Source organism: Maribacter spongiicola, from assembly GCF_052119685.1.
In the GTDB taxonomy this organism is placed as follows: domain Bacteria; phylum Bacteroidota; class Bacteroidia; order Flavobacteriales; family Flavobacteriaceae; genus Maribacter; species Maribacter spongiicola_A.
Map to the genome: position 1 here is coordinate 43,714 of NZ_JBGQOO010000011.1, position 13,512 is coordinate 57,225.

Here is a 13,512-nt window from a genome sequence, read left to right on the forward strand (position 1 = left end):
GGTGTTAAGGTTAGAACAATGTCTCTTGTAACCATAACCTTTGAAATTTTCCATTGGCATCATACATTTCTGCTTGTCGCTTTATATTGAATTTACGGTCTCTAGGGTCATTGCCAATGCCGCTGTTGTACATCCAATTTCCCCAATTGCTGTGAACATCATAGTCGATTAGCATACTTTCAAAATAAGCAGCGCCAATTCGCCAATCTTGTTCTAGTTCTTTAGACCAAAAACTAGCCACATTTTGGCGACCTCTATTGCTCATCCATCCGGTTTCTAGTAGTTCTTTCATGTTGGCATTTACAAAGGGTTCTTTAGTAGTGCCATTAATCCATTCTTTTTTGGCAATTTTAGTTGTATTCCAATTGTAGTCTTTCTCAAGTATACCGCCAATTTTAAATATGATATTTTGATACTTAAGCGAAACGTATTTAAAATAATCCCTCCAAATCAATTCAAAAATCAGCCAATACGTATCTTGATTTTTGATGATATCTCTTTCGAATTTTTTTACTTCCCAGTAAATTGTTCTCGGTGAGATACTGCCGTTTGCTAACCAAGCAGATAATTTTGAACTGTAATCTATACCAATTAATCCGTTTCTGGTTTTCTTATAAAAACCTAGTTTTTTAGTTTCCCAAAAGTAATTTTGAACTCTTTTGAGCGCCTCTAGTTCTCCGCCTTTAAAAGGAAAAGCAGAGTTAACATGTGTAGAGAAATTAGTGAAGCCAAGTTCTTTTAATGTGGGAATTTCAGTATCAGTACCCACTAAGTTTTTATGAGACAATTTAGGTGGTAGTTTGGCTATAGGTCTTACTTTGCAAATAGCTTCACACTTTTTTCTGAAGTTTGTAAAAACATCGGGTATAGATTTAAAGTCATTAAAAGGTATGTCATCTGGGTGATATAAAAATTGATCATACACCTCATTGAATTTGATATAAGAAGGTATTTTTTTCTTTACGTCTTTCAATATCACATGCTCATCTCTTGTCCATTCTTTTTGCAAGAAGATAGTATCGATTGTATGATTTTCTATAAGCCTAGGAAGGTAATCTACAGAATTACCATGGTAAACAAAAAGCGGTATATTTAGTTTTTCAAGTTCTTGTTTTAATTGCTGTACAGTTTCCAGTAGAAATTTAGCCCTGAATTTTTCTGTTCTTTTGAATCCGAATTCATCAGTTTCAAAGAATGAAGATTCAAAACAGTAAAAGCCAATAACCTTATTGCCTTTCATAGCTTCAATAAGCGAAGAATTATCACGAACACGTAGGTCGTTTCTAAACCAGATTAAATTATTCATGAATTTCCGTTTTAAGTTTATTACGTCTACATTTTTCTCCGCAGTACTTTACATCGTCCCAATTGCGTTCCCATTTCTTGCGCCATGAAAATGGTTTATTACAAGTAGCGCAAATTTTTGTTTCTAGATTTACTTTTTTATGTGCCACTATAGTATATGTTTACCGGGTTCGTCTGGTTTTGCATAAGCGAATCTAGCTAAAAGCTGCGGTAGGGCATAAGCATCTAAACCATTGATGGCAACAGTATTTGCTTTATCTAACTGCAACCAACCGTCATCGTGTAAAATGTCATCTGGTATGTAGACATGTTCAATGGCACCAATTATTAATAGACAACCATTCTCTTTAATTTCATATTCGTTCACATAGCTGCAACCTAATTTAATTGCACTCTCTTTTACGTACGGAGCCTGAAAATCATCTAAATAAGATTCGGTTAAATTAGTTTTTGAAAACTCTGAAATATTTTCGTCATAACTAGCTGCAGTATGGTGTGCATCATTAATAATAGCTTCGTTAACCTGGTTGACCGTGAAGAACCCACTTTCTTTGAAGTTAGCGTAGGTGTTTCTTTTTACGGTTAACGGTCTAAGAATAAACCCTAGCATGGGCGGTGTACTACCAATATGAACTACAGAATTGAAAATAGCCAAGTTGGTAATACCGCTACCAGATTTAGAACCTAAAAGGTTGGCAGATTTATACCCTGTACAGCTATTGATTAAATGAGCTTTATATCTACTAGGCATTTTACCTAGGTCTTCTTTACTAAAATGTTTCAAGTTGTATATTTTGTTTAACAAAAATAATTAAAAATTAAACAGATACGAGCTCAAAAAAGAAAATGATTTGCTTAGTTTCTCTCTTTATACTAGAAATGAAAGCATAATTTCCTATTTTTAACATTCAATTAATGTTGGCTTAAAGCCTTATACATGACCCAAGAAAAAAAGAACATTGCCATTATTGGCTCAGGCTTGGTAGGATCCTTGCTTGCTATATACTTGAAAAGATACGGACATCAAATTACGGTATTCGACAGAAGACCAGATATTAGAAATATAGAATTTTCTGGTCGATCCATAAATCTTGCAATGAGCAATAGAGGGTGGAATGCTTTGAGAGCCGTTGGTATTGAAGAAGAGATAAAAAAAATCGCCATACCCTTAGATAAGCGGGCAATGCATGTAATTGGCAAGCCAGAATATTATCAGAAATATGGTAAGGAAGGAGAGGCAATATGGTCAATATCTCGTGGGGTACTGAATAAGCTCATGATTGATCTTGCCGAACAGAATGGAGTAGATTTTCGTTTCGAAGAAAAAGTTTGGGATATAGATTTACCAGAAGCCAAAGTGTTTACCGGTGAAAGCGAAAAAGGGGAGTGGACAGAGTACCCGTTCGATTTGGTATTTGGCTGCGACGGGGCATTTTCAAGAGTTCGTCATAAAATGCAACGACGTAGTAGATTTGATTATTCTCAGCGTTTTATCGACGTAGGTTATAAAGAACTGACCATACCACCTAATACAGATGGTTCACATAAATTAGATAAACATTCTTTTCATATATGGCCACGCGGTAAATTCATGTTTATTGCAATGCCCAATTTGGATGGAAGCTTTACTTGTACATTATTTATGCCCTTTGAAGGTGATGTCTCTTTTGATAGCATAAAAACTAAAAAAGATGCTGTTCATTTCTTCAATACCTATTTCCCAAATGTAATGGGTGATATAGAAAATCTTATAGAAGATTTCTTTAAGAATCCAACGAGCGCAATGGTAACGATGAAATGCTATCCTTGGACCTATTGGGACAAAGTTGCTCTTGTAGGTGACTCAGCGCATGCCGTAGTGCCGTTTTACGGACAAGGAATGAACGCTGGTTTCGAAGATATTTTTGTGTTGGATGAAATTATTAAGGAATTCGGAGATGATTGGGAGCGTATTTTTTCAACCTATCAAAAAAAGCGTAAACCGAATACTGATGCAATAGCAGAATTAAGCTATCGTAATTTTATGGAGATGAGCAGTAAAACTGCCGATACCAATTTCTTGCTCCAAAAGAAAATAGAAAAGCACTTTTCGGCAAAGCATCCAGAAAAATGGATACCAGCTTACAGTAGGGTAACGTTTTCAAACAGACCATACGCAGAAGCCTTGGCAGAAGGCGATGCACAAGAAAATATTATGAAAGAAGTCATGAAATTTCCAAATATAACTGAGAAATGGGATAGTGAGGAAGTTGAAAAGTTAATGCTAACGCTTATCGATTAATTACTTATTAGTCCTCATTTCACTTTTACGCATTGCCATACTATCAATTAAATTACATAGTTTTTCTAAGTTAAAAGGATATGATGCTTTAGATTTAGTGCCACCATCTTTTCCTATTAAAATATAACCGTCGTACGATTTTGGCAATACAGCTGATTTTTTTATACTGTAGTTGTTCTATTGGTGTTATAATATAGATGGTCTTTGTAAACGAAAACTAGAATATCTCTTTCGGTAAGTATAGAAGCATTGTTGTCGATAATTTCCAAGGCATTTTTTACATTCTTAAAATTAGTGTCGTTTTCATATAGAATAACAATTCTACTTTTCCATTGAAAGTCCGATAAATCTTGAGCTGCCATATTAAAACTATGCATAATAATAAAAATGAAAATGATATTTAAAGATTTCATAATCATGAATTTAAACAAAAAAAGCCATCTTTTACAGATGGCTTTTTTAATATGTGTTAGTTGTTTGCTGCTATAATTTAGCAAACATTTTTTGCATTTTTTCGCTTTCCTCTTCAGCTAGAATAGGATCAACCAAAATACGACCACTATGCTCATCTGTAATTATCTTCTTTCTTGAAGCAATTTCAACTTGAACCTGTGGTGGTATAGTAAAGAAAGAACCACCAGAAGCACCTCTTTCAATTGGCACAACAGCTAAACCATTCTTAACATTGTTACGAATACGTGCATATGCATTAACCAAACGCTCTTCGATTTTATCTTGATATTTAATAGACTCTTCAAGCAATGCTTTTTCTTCTTTCTCAGTTTCGGCAAGAATAGCATTCAATTCACTTTTCTTATGCTTTAAGTGTGCATCGCGTTCAGATAAACGCTCTTTGGTTTCAGAAATAACAGCTTTTTTCTGATCAATTTGAGCTTTGAATTCTTTTATGTTCTTTTCAGCCAATTGAATTTCCAATTCTTGGAACTCCAATTCTTTACTGATTGAATTGAATTCTCTACTGTTACGAACATTTTTTTGCTGCTCGCCGTATTTTTTAATTAAAGCCTTTGCTTCGTCAATAAGGTTTTTCTTAGCTCCGATTTCAAAATTGATATTTTCTAAATCAGATTTAAGTTTGTCCATTCTCGTTTTTAGGCCAAGGACTTCATCTTCCAAATCTTCTACTTCTAAAGGTAGTTCACCACGAACATTCCTTATTTCATCAACCCTAGAATCAATTAATTGCAAATCATATAATGCTCTTAACTTTGCTTCTACAGATGAATCTTCTTTTTTTGCCATATTAAAAATAATTGATGGGATTTGTTATACTTTCCGATAAATGGATTGCAAAATTAGGAATTTTTTTCGTAAGATAATCAACTAAAAGGTTTTTTGTAAACTGCTCAGTTTCAAAGTGTCCTATATCTGCCAAAACTATTTGGTTTTCAGCCTCGTAAAATTGATGGTATTTCAAGTCAGCGGTAACAAATACGTCTGCTCCGGCTGCTTTCGCAGCATCGATGGCAAAAGAGCCGCTACCACCTAAAACGGCAACTTTTTTAATTTTTCTACCAAGTAAATTTGAATGTCTAACGAGCTTTCCGTTCATTTTTAGCTTTAAATGGTTCAGAAAGTCCGTTTCGTTCATTTCATTTTCAAGTACGCCGATCATACCCATGCCAATATCTTGGTTCGTGTTTTCTATAGTTTGTATATCGTAGGCAACCTCTTCGTAAGGGTGTGTTTTTAGTAATGCCTGTAAAATGGCACGCTCTTCATTTTTACCAAAAATACAGGTAAACATCGCCTCACGTTCTTCATGCGTTTTGCCTATTTCGCCTTTTACGGGGTTGGCATTTTCATTCGCTTTATATGTGCCTGTACCTTCATGAGAAAAGCTACAGTTCGAATAATTACCTATCTCACCTGCGCCAGCAATAAAAAGCGCATTTTTCACCTCTTCTAGATTATCGGTCGGAATGTAGGTAGTTAGTTTTTTAATAGTTCCTTTTTGTGGGATGAGAATTTTGGTGTTTTTTAAGCCTAGTACCTCGCAAATTTTAGCATTTACCCCATTTTTAGCATTGTCTAATGCGGTATGGTTTGAGTATATGGCGATGTCATTTTTAATCGCTTTAATGACCACACGTTCAACATAATTTTTACCCGTGATCTTTTTTAATCCCCCGAAAATAATAGGGTGAAAGCTTACGATTAAATTACATTTTTTGGCAATGGCTTCATCGATAACATTTTCTAAAGTGTCTAGTGTAACCAGAACACCGCTAACCTCAGTAGAAGCGTTACCGACTAACAACCCTACATTGTCAAAATCTTCGGCATAGGTTAAAGGAGCGAACTCTTCTAAAATTTGGGTAATGTTTTTTACGGTCATTTTATTGAAAAATAAGATATTCAAAGATAAATTATTATAATTTCGTTCTGATGCAGGTGTTACGAAAACTTCTTTTTCCTATTTCATTGATCTACGGATTGATTGTCTTTCTTAGAAATCGATTATATGATGTTGGTATTTTTTCATCACGGCAGTTTGCTACAAAAACCATTTGTGTAGGTAACTTAAGCGTTGGCGGAACTGGCAAGACACCTATGATAGAGTTGTTGGTGCGTTCACTATCGAGCACCTATACATTGGCTATTTTAAGTAGAGGCTATAAGAGAAAGTCGGAAGGATTTTTACTTTCTACAGAAAATACCAGTGTAGAAGATTTAGGCGATGAACCTTTTCAGTTGAAAACTAAATTTTCTGATGTTACCGTGGCTGTAGATGCCGATAGAAGAAATGGAATACAGCAACTTGAAAGTCATATAACACCAGATGTTATTCTTCTAGACGATGCTTTTCAACATAGAAAGGTGAAGCCAGATTTTTCAATTCTGTTAACTGCTTATGATAATTTGTATATAGATGATTGGTATTTGCCGACAGGTAATTTAAGGGATGCAAAAGGGGAAGCTAAAAGAGCTCAGATTATTGTGGTTACTAAATGTCCGCCAGAAATTTCCAAACAAGAACAAGCTACAATAGCTGCAAAAATGAATCTCGCCCCTGATCAAAAGTTATTGTTTAGTTATTTAATGTATAATACTGATTTAAAAGGTACTGAGATGTCTTTAGAGGCTTTGAAAGGTAAAAAGGTGACATTGGTGACAGGTATTGCCAATCCTGAGCCGTTAGAGCGTTTCTTAACTTCATCAGGACTCACCTTTGAACATTTAAAGTTTAAGGATCATCATTTTTTTACCGATCAAGAAATAGAAGATTTAAAAAGTAAAGAATGCATTCTTACTACAGAAAAAGATTATGTGCGTTTACAGACTAAAATAGCTCAATTACATTACATCGAGGTAAAGCATGAGTTTTTAGAAAATGGAAAAGAAGTTTTAGAAGCAGCGTTACACCAGTTTATGACAAAGACTTCCTAGTTCTTTTGTCAAAAATATTCTCCCCTATCTTTTGATAAAAAACTTCTGGCTTAAACGGTTTGGTAACAACATCGTCACAACCTGCAGCATAAAAGCTTTCTAAACTATCATCTAGAGAAATAGCCGTTAAAGCAATGATCGGTGTGTCTTGATTGAATTTTCTTATTTCAATGGTAGCTTCTTCACCACTAATACCCGGCATATGAATATCCATTAAAATAGCATCGTAAACGTTCTCTTGAGCGGCAGTAATCGCCTCATGCCCATTATTTGCAATATCACTTGTCATATCCCTTTTAGAAAGCATCTTTTTAGTAATGACCTGGTTTATCTTGTTGTCTTCAACGATAAGAAGGTGCAGCCCTTTAAAGTCATAATCTTTAGGGGTAATTTCGAATGAAATATCTTCAGAAGTGCTGTCAATACTCTTCATTTTAATCTCAAAGAAAAATGAACTTCCTTCGTCTAATGTACTTTCTAGTTCAATTTGACTTTTGAATAGGCCTAATAAACTTTTTACGATAGTTAAGCCTAAGCCGGTACCACCATATTCCCTATTAATTTGAATAGAACCTTGCTCAAATCCTTCGAAAATACTTTTTTGCTTTTCTTTAGAGATACCGATACCATTATCTTTAACTTCAAAATATATGGTAACATCATCTTCGACCTTGTTCAATAATTTAGCAATAACCTTAACTTCTCCTCCTCTAGTAAACTTAATAGAGTTACCAATTAAGTTCATGAATATTTGAGAAAGTTTTAGAGGATCGCTCACTAAATTAGTTGGTATATCGGCATCGTACTCCAAAGTTAATTGGGTGTTGTTCGACTTTGCACTTTGCCCTAAAGAATTTATAACCTCATTTATAACCTTGTTAAGATTGAACTCCATATTTAGGGGTTCTAACTTATTGGCATCAATTTTATTGATATGTAGAATGTCATTAATAAAATTAAGTAAATAATCACCAGAGAATTTTAGTGCCTTTAAATGTTCCTTTTGATGCTCTTCTGGGTCTTCCTCTAATAAAAGGTGGGTTAAACCGGTAACAGCGTATAACGGCGTTCTAAGTTCGTGACTAACAGTTGAAAGAAAGTTTGTTTTCGCTTCCATGGCTTGTACTGCGCCATCACGAGCAATTTGTAATTCTTTATTTTTAGTCTGTAAAAGGTCGTTTGTCTTTAATTTTATTTGGTTGTTTCTGTACAGTGTTACAGCCAACAGTGAAATAATGATTAAAAAGGCAGAGGTAAGTATCGCGGTAAGTTCAGATCTATTTTGAGACTCGGTAAGTTCTTCGATTTTCTTTTCTTGACGTGCTATTTCTTCCGTTTTATAATCATCTCTAATCTTATCGGCAGTTTTAGCTTCAATTATATTCTTATCAATATTAAATATCGAATCTTTTAATTGTACCAGATTTTGAGTGTTTACAAGTGACTTTTGGTATAAACCTAGTCTTTCATATACCGAAGATAAAAGTGTATTTGCATTCTTGATATCTTCTAAAAAACGGTTGTCAATAGCGAGGCTTAACGCATTTTCACCATTTTTTGCAGCTTCTGATAAATTGTCTGATTTTAAGTTTAACTCTGCAAGCGTTAAATATGCCTGGGTAGTAAGGTATTCTTTTTCGTAAAGATCCGTATTGACAATAAGCGAGTTTAAGTTTTTTGATGCGCTATCATATTTTTCTAAACTGAGGTAAACTTTTGCCTCGGTTAACAGTAGATTGTTATAGAAATTACGATCGTTATTTAACTGTTTTGCCTCGTTTAGCATGAATAATGCTTGAAAATTTCTATTGCTTCTGTGCAATAGAATAGCTTCAATATACTTGTGCATACCGTCGCCATAAGGGTATTCGACATCTTTTAATAATACACTTGCACGATCCCAGTAAAATTCGGTGTCACCTTCTTTATCGATTTTTAAATAAAGCAAAGCCAACTCATGTAAACTATCTATGAGTCCCTTTATATCTTCGCCTTTCTCGGCTTCATTAGCGGCAGTGTTTAAAGTTTCAAGGGCAAGGTCTATTTTATCTTGATTTTTGAATTTTCTTGCCTGATCAAAATAGGGTTGTATATCTGTCTTTTGAATTTGATTTTGTGAAAATAGGGTAGTGGTAGTCGCCAAAATTACAATGGGGACTATTAATAGTTTAAATACTTTATTTAAAAAAAAGATTTTCAAATATAATTTTTAATAGTAATGAAATTAATTAAATCTATTATTCTACTGCTATAGCCGGTTTCATTATCGTACCAGCCAATAATTTTAACCATTTTTCCTATGACCGAAGTCATCAAAGAATCAAACGTACAAGAATAGCAACTATTGTTTATATCAATAGAAACTATTGGGTCACTAGTATAGTGAAGAATATTTTTAAAATGGTTCTGTGATGCTTTCTCAAATGTAGAGTTTATTTCTTCAATACTTGTAGCCCTTTTTACATTCAAGGTTATATCGGTCAGCGAGCCATTTGGTACGGGTACTCGTATGCCACAACCACCTATAGAATCTGCCAGTTCTGGAAATATTTTAGTTAACGCTTTTGCTGCACCAGTAGTGGTTGGTACTATAGATTGCGATGCTGCACGCGCCCTTCTTAAATCTCTATGAGGTTGGTCATGTAGACTTTGATCTGTAGTGTAAGAATGTATAGTGGTAATATATGCTTGTTCAATACCGCATAGATCATTCACTATTTTTATCATCGGGGCAGCATTGTTGGTAGTACAAGATGCGTTTGAAATGATGTCATCATCTTTTGTTAGTGAATTTTCATTGATGCCATAAATAATCATCTTTATGTCATCTTCGGTTGGCGGCACGGACAAGATTACTTTTTTAGCGCCATTCTTTATATGAAAAGCCAATGTTTCTCTATCCTTAAATTTACCCGTGGATTCTACCACTAAATCTACAGCGGCCGATGCCCAATTTATTTTAGAAGGATGCGATTCGTTAAACAATACAATTGGTGTATCATTAACAATGATATGCGTATCGTCGTGCGAAATCGTATGTGGCGATGTACCGTGTATACTATCGTATTTCAATAAATGAGAAAGAGTGCGGGTATCTGCCAAATCATTAATGGCAACAACATTAAAATTGTCATGTTCTTGCATTAGTCGAAATAGGGTTCTACCTATTCGTCCAAAACCATTGATGCCTATGTTAAGTTTCTGCATTGATTACCGTTGGATGTATTTATTAGTGCTTATAGTTCCGTAACATATAGAACTAGCAAATTATCTTAGAATTAATCTAAGCGATTGGTATGTTTTTCAGGGAAATTTTATAGGATGTGCTTGTGCGCCTTGTATGAAGAACGAACCAAAGCACCACTTTCTACATGTCTAAATCCCATTTCAAGACCTATATCTTCGTATTTCTTAAACTGCTCTGGAGTTATAAACTCTTTTACAGGAAGGTGTTTTTTAGAAGGTTGTAAATATTGACCAATGGTAACAACATCAACATCTGCATTTCTAAGATCGGCTAAAGTTGTAATAACTTCATCTTCATGTTCACCAAGACCTAACATAATACCAGATTTAGTTCTTCTAATCCCTTGTTTTTTCAAGTAATTAAGAGCTTCTAGACTACGTTCATATTTTGCTTGTATACGTACCTCTCTGGTAAGTCTTTTAACGGTTTCCATGTTGTGAGAAACAACTTCGGGAGAAACAGCTACAATTCTATCTAAATGCTTTTCTATACCTTGAAAATCAGGAATTAAAGTCTCCAAAGTTGTTGTAGGGTTCATTCTACGTATCGCCTTAACAGTTTCTGCCCATATGATAGAACCCATGTCTTTAAGGTCATCTCTATCAACAGATGTAATTACGGCGTGCTTAATACCCATAATTTTTATAGACCTGGCTACTTTTTCAGGTTCTGCCCAATCTACATTTTCTGGTCTACCGGTTTTAACACCACAAAATCCGCATGATCTAGTACATACATTACCCAAAATCATAAAGGTAGCAGTACCTTCTCCCCAGCATTCACCCATATTTGGGCAACTACCACTAGTACAGATAGTATGTAGGTCGTACTTATCTACCAAGCCTCTAAGCTGTGTGTATTTCTTGCCTGTAGGTAATTTTACCCTAAGCCATTTCGGTTTGCCTTTTGGTGGAGCAACATTTTCGTTTAAGACTGTAGACATGCTTTAATTTTGATACAAATATACGAACTAATAAAATGAGGATGAAGAAGAATTATATACCTCACAAATGAGTTTTAAATTATGAAAATTATGTGTGGTATGGCGTCGATTACTTTCTTGCTTTAATAATTTCTGAAAGTAGTTTTTTTGCCCTCAGCAATTTTACTTTCACGCTATTCATAGGCTCGTTCAATTGATTGGCAATTTCGGCGTAGCTTAATTCATTAAAATACCTGAGATTAATAACCGATTGGTAATGAGGCTTTAACTTTTTAATATCTCTTAATAAATCTGCTAAATTCTGCTCTTGAATCAACTGATCCTCCATAGAAGGTGAGGCATCTAAAGCACTTGTTATTGCTTCAGAATTGCTTCTAGAATCTAATAAACTTTTTTTTCGCTTTCTTACTAAATCAATATGAATGTTTTTAGAGATAGCGATTAACCAAGTTTTAAAAACATACGTATCGTTGTAGGTATGAATTTTGTCAAAAGCTTTAGAGAATGTCTGAATAGTAATATCTTCAGTGTCGTTCTCGTTTTCGGTACGTTTTAACTGAAATCCGTAAACATCGTTCCAAAACATATCAAGAAGTCGACTAAAAGCAATTTGGTTGCCTTCTTTCGCTTTACGAATTGTTTCTTCTAAAGTGTCTGTGTTATTCAAATACTGATTTTGGTATGCGTAATGTTAAGGTAACGAATTTTGCTTACTCGGTAATCATATCTTTTTTGCAATCTTGCTCACTTGGCATTTTACCGCACATGCCACAAGCTTGCCCGTCTTGATTAAGAAAAGGACTTTGACTTGCACAAGTTCCTGCAAACTCTCCATCTTTTTTAGACCATATTTTAATTGCGATACCCGCAAATGCCAATGCTAACAACCCAATGGTTAATAATGCTAGTTTCATATGCTAAATTTTAAACAAAGATAAAAAATAAAGCCCCAAAAATGGGGCTTTAAGAATACTTTATGTGTGTTAGGGTTAGTAGGCTATATTCGCTACTATATTTTCTACACTAGGTGCATGATTGCCACCTTTTTGCTCTATTGTAATATAACCTACAGCATTTTCTGCATATGGTAGTGCCAATAATTTTTGTTGGTCACCTGCCTCTTCGATAATACCAAGGTTTATCATTTTGCCATTAACTTCTGCCCACATTTGAAAACACTGACTTTCAGGTATGTGTGGTAGTTGGCTAACGTTTATATATGATAATTTTTTTACAGGGTTAATGTAAGCAACAGCTTTCAGATCTTTTGCCTTTTGGTTACCCTTAACATTATACTTTTTAGTTTGAGGATTGTTAAGTACAATAAACTGGTTACGTACATCTTCTAACTGCTCTTTCATGTTTTCTTCAAGCAATTTTATCTTATTGCTAACAACACTGTTCTCTTCTTGTAAACTCTGGTTTTGACTCCAGAAGAAAGTTGAGATACCAATAAACATAATGGCGGTAATACTAGCAGCGATTGCGTAACTGTAAAATCTTTTTCTGCCCTTATGTTCAGCTTTAATTCTAGAGTTTATTTTATCCTTTAGACCTTGCGGTGCATCAATAGCATGAAGTTTGGCAAAAATCTCAAGGTTATTTTGCAGCTCGGCATATGTTTCTCTAACCTCTGGATACATAGCGATGTAGCGCTCAACCTGCATGCTTTCTAATTCTGTGGTCGTACCTAAAAGGTATTGTTCCAAAAGATCAGAATCAAGGAAAATTTTTATTTTGTCTTTCATAATACAATATTTAAAATCATGGCAATTAAGGCAGGGCCATAGATTTTGCCTAACTCGCGCAATCCAATTTTAAGTCTAGATTTAATGGTTCCTAAGGGTATGTCCAACTCTTCACTTGCTTCTTGTTGAGTCATTCCTTGAAAGAAAAGGGCTTCTAGAACAATTTGATATTTTTCTTCAATTTTGTCTAAATGTTCCTTCACATCCATTAACTCCGGCCTTGTACTTTCTACGCCTAATGTATATACGTCAGAAACATCTATTTGGATTTCTTTATCAGATTTTGTGTTGACACTTCTTAATTTATCAATAGCGGTGTTACGTGTAATTCTAAACAACCAAGTAAAAAGCTTCGCTTTTTTTGGATCGTATGTGTCGGCCTTTTTCCAAATTTTAACAAAAGATTCTTGAACGACATCTTGAGCAAGATCAGGATCGCGTACGACCTTATTTGCGACACCTAGTAGGGTGTCGGCATAATGATCGTATAAAAGAGAAATCGCTTTTTCGTTTCGCTCTTGTAATAATTCAACAATATGATTTTCTAATAGAGTGCTCATAATTTATATGATGTACA

General features: G+C 34.6%; 16 protein-coding genes. 2 read left to right on the forward strand and 14 right to left on the reverse strand.

Features of this window, described 5'->3' with window-relative positions:
- Positions 1-10: 10 nt before the first annotated feature.
- Genes ACEN2N_RS14755 through ACEN2N_RS14765 form a run of 3 tightly spaced genes read right to left on the reverse strand, consistent with a single transcriptional unit; the run spans position 11 to position 2,089 of the window.
- On the reverse strand, positions 11-1,306 hold the full coding sequence (locus ACEN2N_RS14755; protein WP_441825045.1) for a DASH family cryptochrome: 1,296 nt from the start codon (positions 1,304-1,306) through the stop codon (positions 11-13).
- The gene (locus ACEN2N_RS14760) at positions 1,299-1,454 is read right to left on the reverse strand and encodes a DUF2256 domain-containing protein (protein WP_441825046.1); all 156 of its coding nucleotides are present in this window, start codon (positions 1,452-1,454) and stop codon (positions 1,299-1,301) included. The genes ACEN2N_RS14755 and ACEN2N_RS14760 overlap by 8 nt, the downstream gene beginning before the upstream one ends.
- A complete protein-coding gene (locus tag ACEN2N_RS14765; RefSeq protein WP_441825047.1) occupies positions 1,454-2,089 on the reverse strand; it encodes a flavin reductase family protein in 636 nt (211 codons plus the stop codon). Before ACEN2N_RS14765 ends, ACEN2N_RS14760 begins: the two co-directional genes overlap by 1 nt.
- A gap of 153 nt (positions 2,090-2,242) precedes the next feature.
- Between ACEN2N_RS14765 and ACEN2N_RS14770 the strand changes: the two genes are divergently transcribed.
- Positions 2,243-3,586 (forward strand): FAD-dependent oxidoreductase, encoded by a 1,344-nt coding sequence (locus tag ACEN2N_RS14770; protein ID WP_441825048.1) that lies wholly within the window; start codon positions 2,243-2,245, stop codon positions 3,584-3,586.
- Here the strand turns inward: ACEN2N_RS14770 and ACEN2N_RS14775 are convergent, their stop codons facing one another.
- The 4 genes from ACEN2N_RS14775 to ACEN2N_RS14790 all read right to left on the reverse strand — a co-directional run bounded on the left by ACEN2N_RS14775 (position 3,587) and on the right by ACEN2N_RS14790 (position 5,945).
- On the reverse strand, positions 3,587-3,751 hold the full coding sequence (locus tag ACEN2N_RS14775) for a DUF4174 domain-containing protein (protein WP_441825114.1): 165 nt from the start codon (positions 3,749-3,751) through the stop codon (positions 3,587-3,589).
- Complete coding sequence (locus tag ACEN2N_RS14780) at positions 3,748-3,999, reverse strand: hypothetical protein (RefSeq protein WP_441825049.1); 252 nt, start codon at positions 3,997-3,999, stop codon at positions 3,748-3,750. The genes ACEN2N_RS14775 and ACEN2N_RS14780 overlap by 4 nt, the downstream gene beginning before the upstream one ends.
- 70 nt (positions 4,000-4,069) lie before the next feature.
- Positions 4,070-4,849, reverse strand: a complete 780-nt coding sequence (locus ACEN2N_RS14785) for a zinc ribbon domain-containing protein (RefSeq protein WP_424001929.1) — start codon at positions 4,847-4,849, stop codon at positions 4,070-4,072.
- A 1-nt stretch (position 4,850) separates the two neighbouring features.
- A complete protein-coding gene (locus ACEN2N_RS14790; RefSeq protein ID WP_441825115.1) occupies positions 4,851-5,945 on the reverse strand; it encodes a Nif3-like dinuclear metal center hexameric protein in 1,095 nt (364 codons plus the stop codon).
- A 50-nt stretch (positions 5,946-5,995) separates the two neighbouring features.
- Between ACEN2N_RS14790 and lpxK the strand changes: the two genes are divergently transcribed.
- On the forward strand, positions 5,996-6,997 hold the full coding sequence (lpxK, locus tag ACEN2N_RS14795; protein WP_441825050.1) for a tetraacyldisaccharide 4'-kinase: 1,002 nt from the start codon (positions 5,996-5,998) through the stop codon (positions 6,995-6,997).
- On the opposite strand, the gene ACEN2N_RS14800 is transcribed toward lpxK, so the two are convergent.
- The 7 genes from ACEN2N_RS14800 to ACEN2N_RS14830 form a co-directional block, all read right to left on the reverse strand.
- Positions 6,978-9,197 (reverse strand): response regulator, encoded by a 2,220-nt coding sequence (locus ACEN2N_RS14800; protein WP_441825051.1) that lies wholly within the window; start codon positions 9,195-9,197, stop codon positions 6,978-6,980. The two genes, lpxK and ACEN2N_RS14800, sit on opposite strands and share 20 nt — an antisense overlap.
- Positions 9,194-10,204: a type I glyceraldehyde-3-phosphate dehydrogenase gene (gene gap / locus ACEN2N_RS14805; RefSeq protein ID WP_441825052.1), complete on the reverse strand. Its 1,011-nt coding sequence runs from the start codon at positions 10,202-10,204 to the stop codon at positions 9,194-9,196. The genes ACEN2N_RS14800 and gap overlap by 4 nt, the downstream gene beginning before the upstream one ends.
- Positions 10,205-10,311: 107 nt before the next feature.
- Positions 10,312-11,187, reverse strand: coding sequence for a lipoyl synthase (lipA, locus tag ACEN2N_RS14810; protein WP_441825053.1), 876 nt, complete (start codon positions 11,185-11,187; stop codon positions 10,312-10,314).
- 109 nt (positions 11,188-11,296) lie between these two features.
- Positions 11,297-11,854, reverse strand: coding sequence for an RNA polymerase sigma factor (locus ACEN2N_RS14815; RefSeq protein WP_441825054.1), 558 nt, complete (start codon positions 11,852-11,854; stop codon positions 11,297-11,299).
- Between the two features lie 43 nt (positions 11,855-11,897).
- Positions 11,898-12,101 (reverse strand): membrane or secreted protein, encoded by a 204-nt coding sequence (locus tag ACEN2N_RS14820; protein ID WP_133688772.1) that lies wholly within the window; start codon positions 12,099-12,101, stop codon positions 11,898-11,900.
- 75 nt (positions 12,102-12,176) lie between these two features.
- On the reverse strand, positions 12,177-12,935 hold the full coding sequence (locus ACEN2N_RS14825) for an anti-sigma factor domain-containing protein (protein ID WP_441825055.1): 759 nt from the start codon (positions 12,933-12,935) through the stop codon (positions 12,177-12,179).
- A complete protein-coding gene (locus ACEN2N_RS14830) occupies positions 12,932-13,495 on the reverse strand; it encodes an RNA polymerase sigma factor (RefSeq protein ID WP_424001917.1) in 564 nt (187 codons plus the stop codon). Before ACEN2N_RS14830 ends, ACEN2N_RS14825 begins: the two co-directional genes overlap by 4 nt.
- Positions 13,496-13,512 lie beyond the last annotated feature (17 nt).

What these genes read in the sequence shown, in the direction of transcription:
- ACEN2N_RS14755 (WP_441825045.1), bottom strand. Translation starts at nt 1,306, where the DNA reads ATGAATAATTTAATCTGGTTTAGAAACGACCTACGTGTTCGTGATAAT.
- ACEN2N_RS14770 (WP_441825048.1), top strand. Translation starts at nt 2,243, where the DNA reads ATGACCCAAGAAAAAAAGAACATTGCCATTATTGGCTCAGGCTTGGTA.
- ACEN2N_RS14780 (WP_441825049.1), bottom strand. Translation starts at nt 3,999, where the DNA reads ATGAAATCTTTAAATATCATTTTCATTTTTATTATTATGCATAGTTTT.
- ACEN2N_RS14785 (WP_424001929.1), bottom strand. Translation starts at nt 4,849, where the DNA reads ATGGCAAAAAAAGAAGATTCATCTGTAGAAGCAAAGTTAAGAGCATTA.
- ACEN2N_RS14790 (WP_441825115.1), bottom strand. Translation starts at nt 5,945, where the DNA reads ATGACCGTAAAAAACATTACCCAAATTTTAGAAGAGTTCGCTCCTTTA.
- lpxK (WP_441825050.1), top strand. Translation starts at nt 5,996, where the DNA reads ATGCAGGTGTTACGAAAACTTCTTTTTCCTATTTCATTGATCTACGGA.
- gap (WP_441825052.1), bottom strand. Translation starts at nt 10,204, where the DNA reads ATGCAGAAACTTAACATAGGCATCAATGGTTTTGGACGAATAGGTAGA.
- lipA (WP_441825053.1), bottom strand. Translation starts at nt 11,187, where the DNA reads ATGTCTACAGTCTTAAACGAAAATGTTGCTCCACCAAAAGGCAAACCG.
- ACEN2N_RS14820 (WP_133688772.1), bottom strand. Translation starts at nt 12,101, where the DNA reads ATGAAACTAGCATTATTAACCATTGGGTTGTTAGCATTGGCATTTGCG.
- ACEN2N_RS14825 (WP_441825055.1), bottom strand. Translation starts at nt 12,935, where the DNA reads ATGAAAGACAAAATAAAAATTTTCCTTGATTCTGATCTTTTGGAACAA.
- ACEN2N_RS14830 (WP_424001917.1), bottom strand. Translation starts at nt 13,495, where the DNA reads ATGAGCACTCTATTAGAAAATCATATTGTTGAATTATTACAAGAGCGA.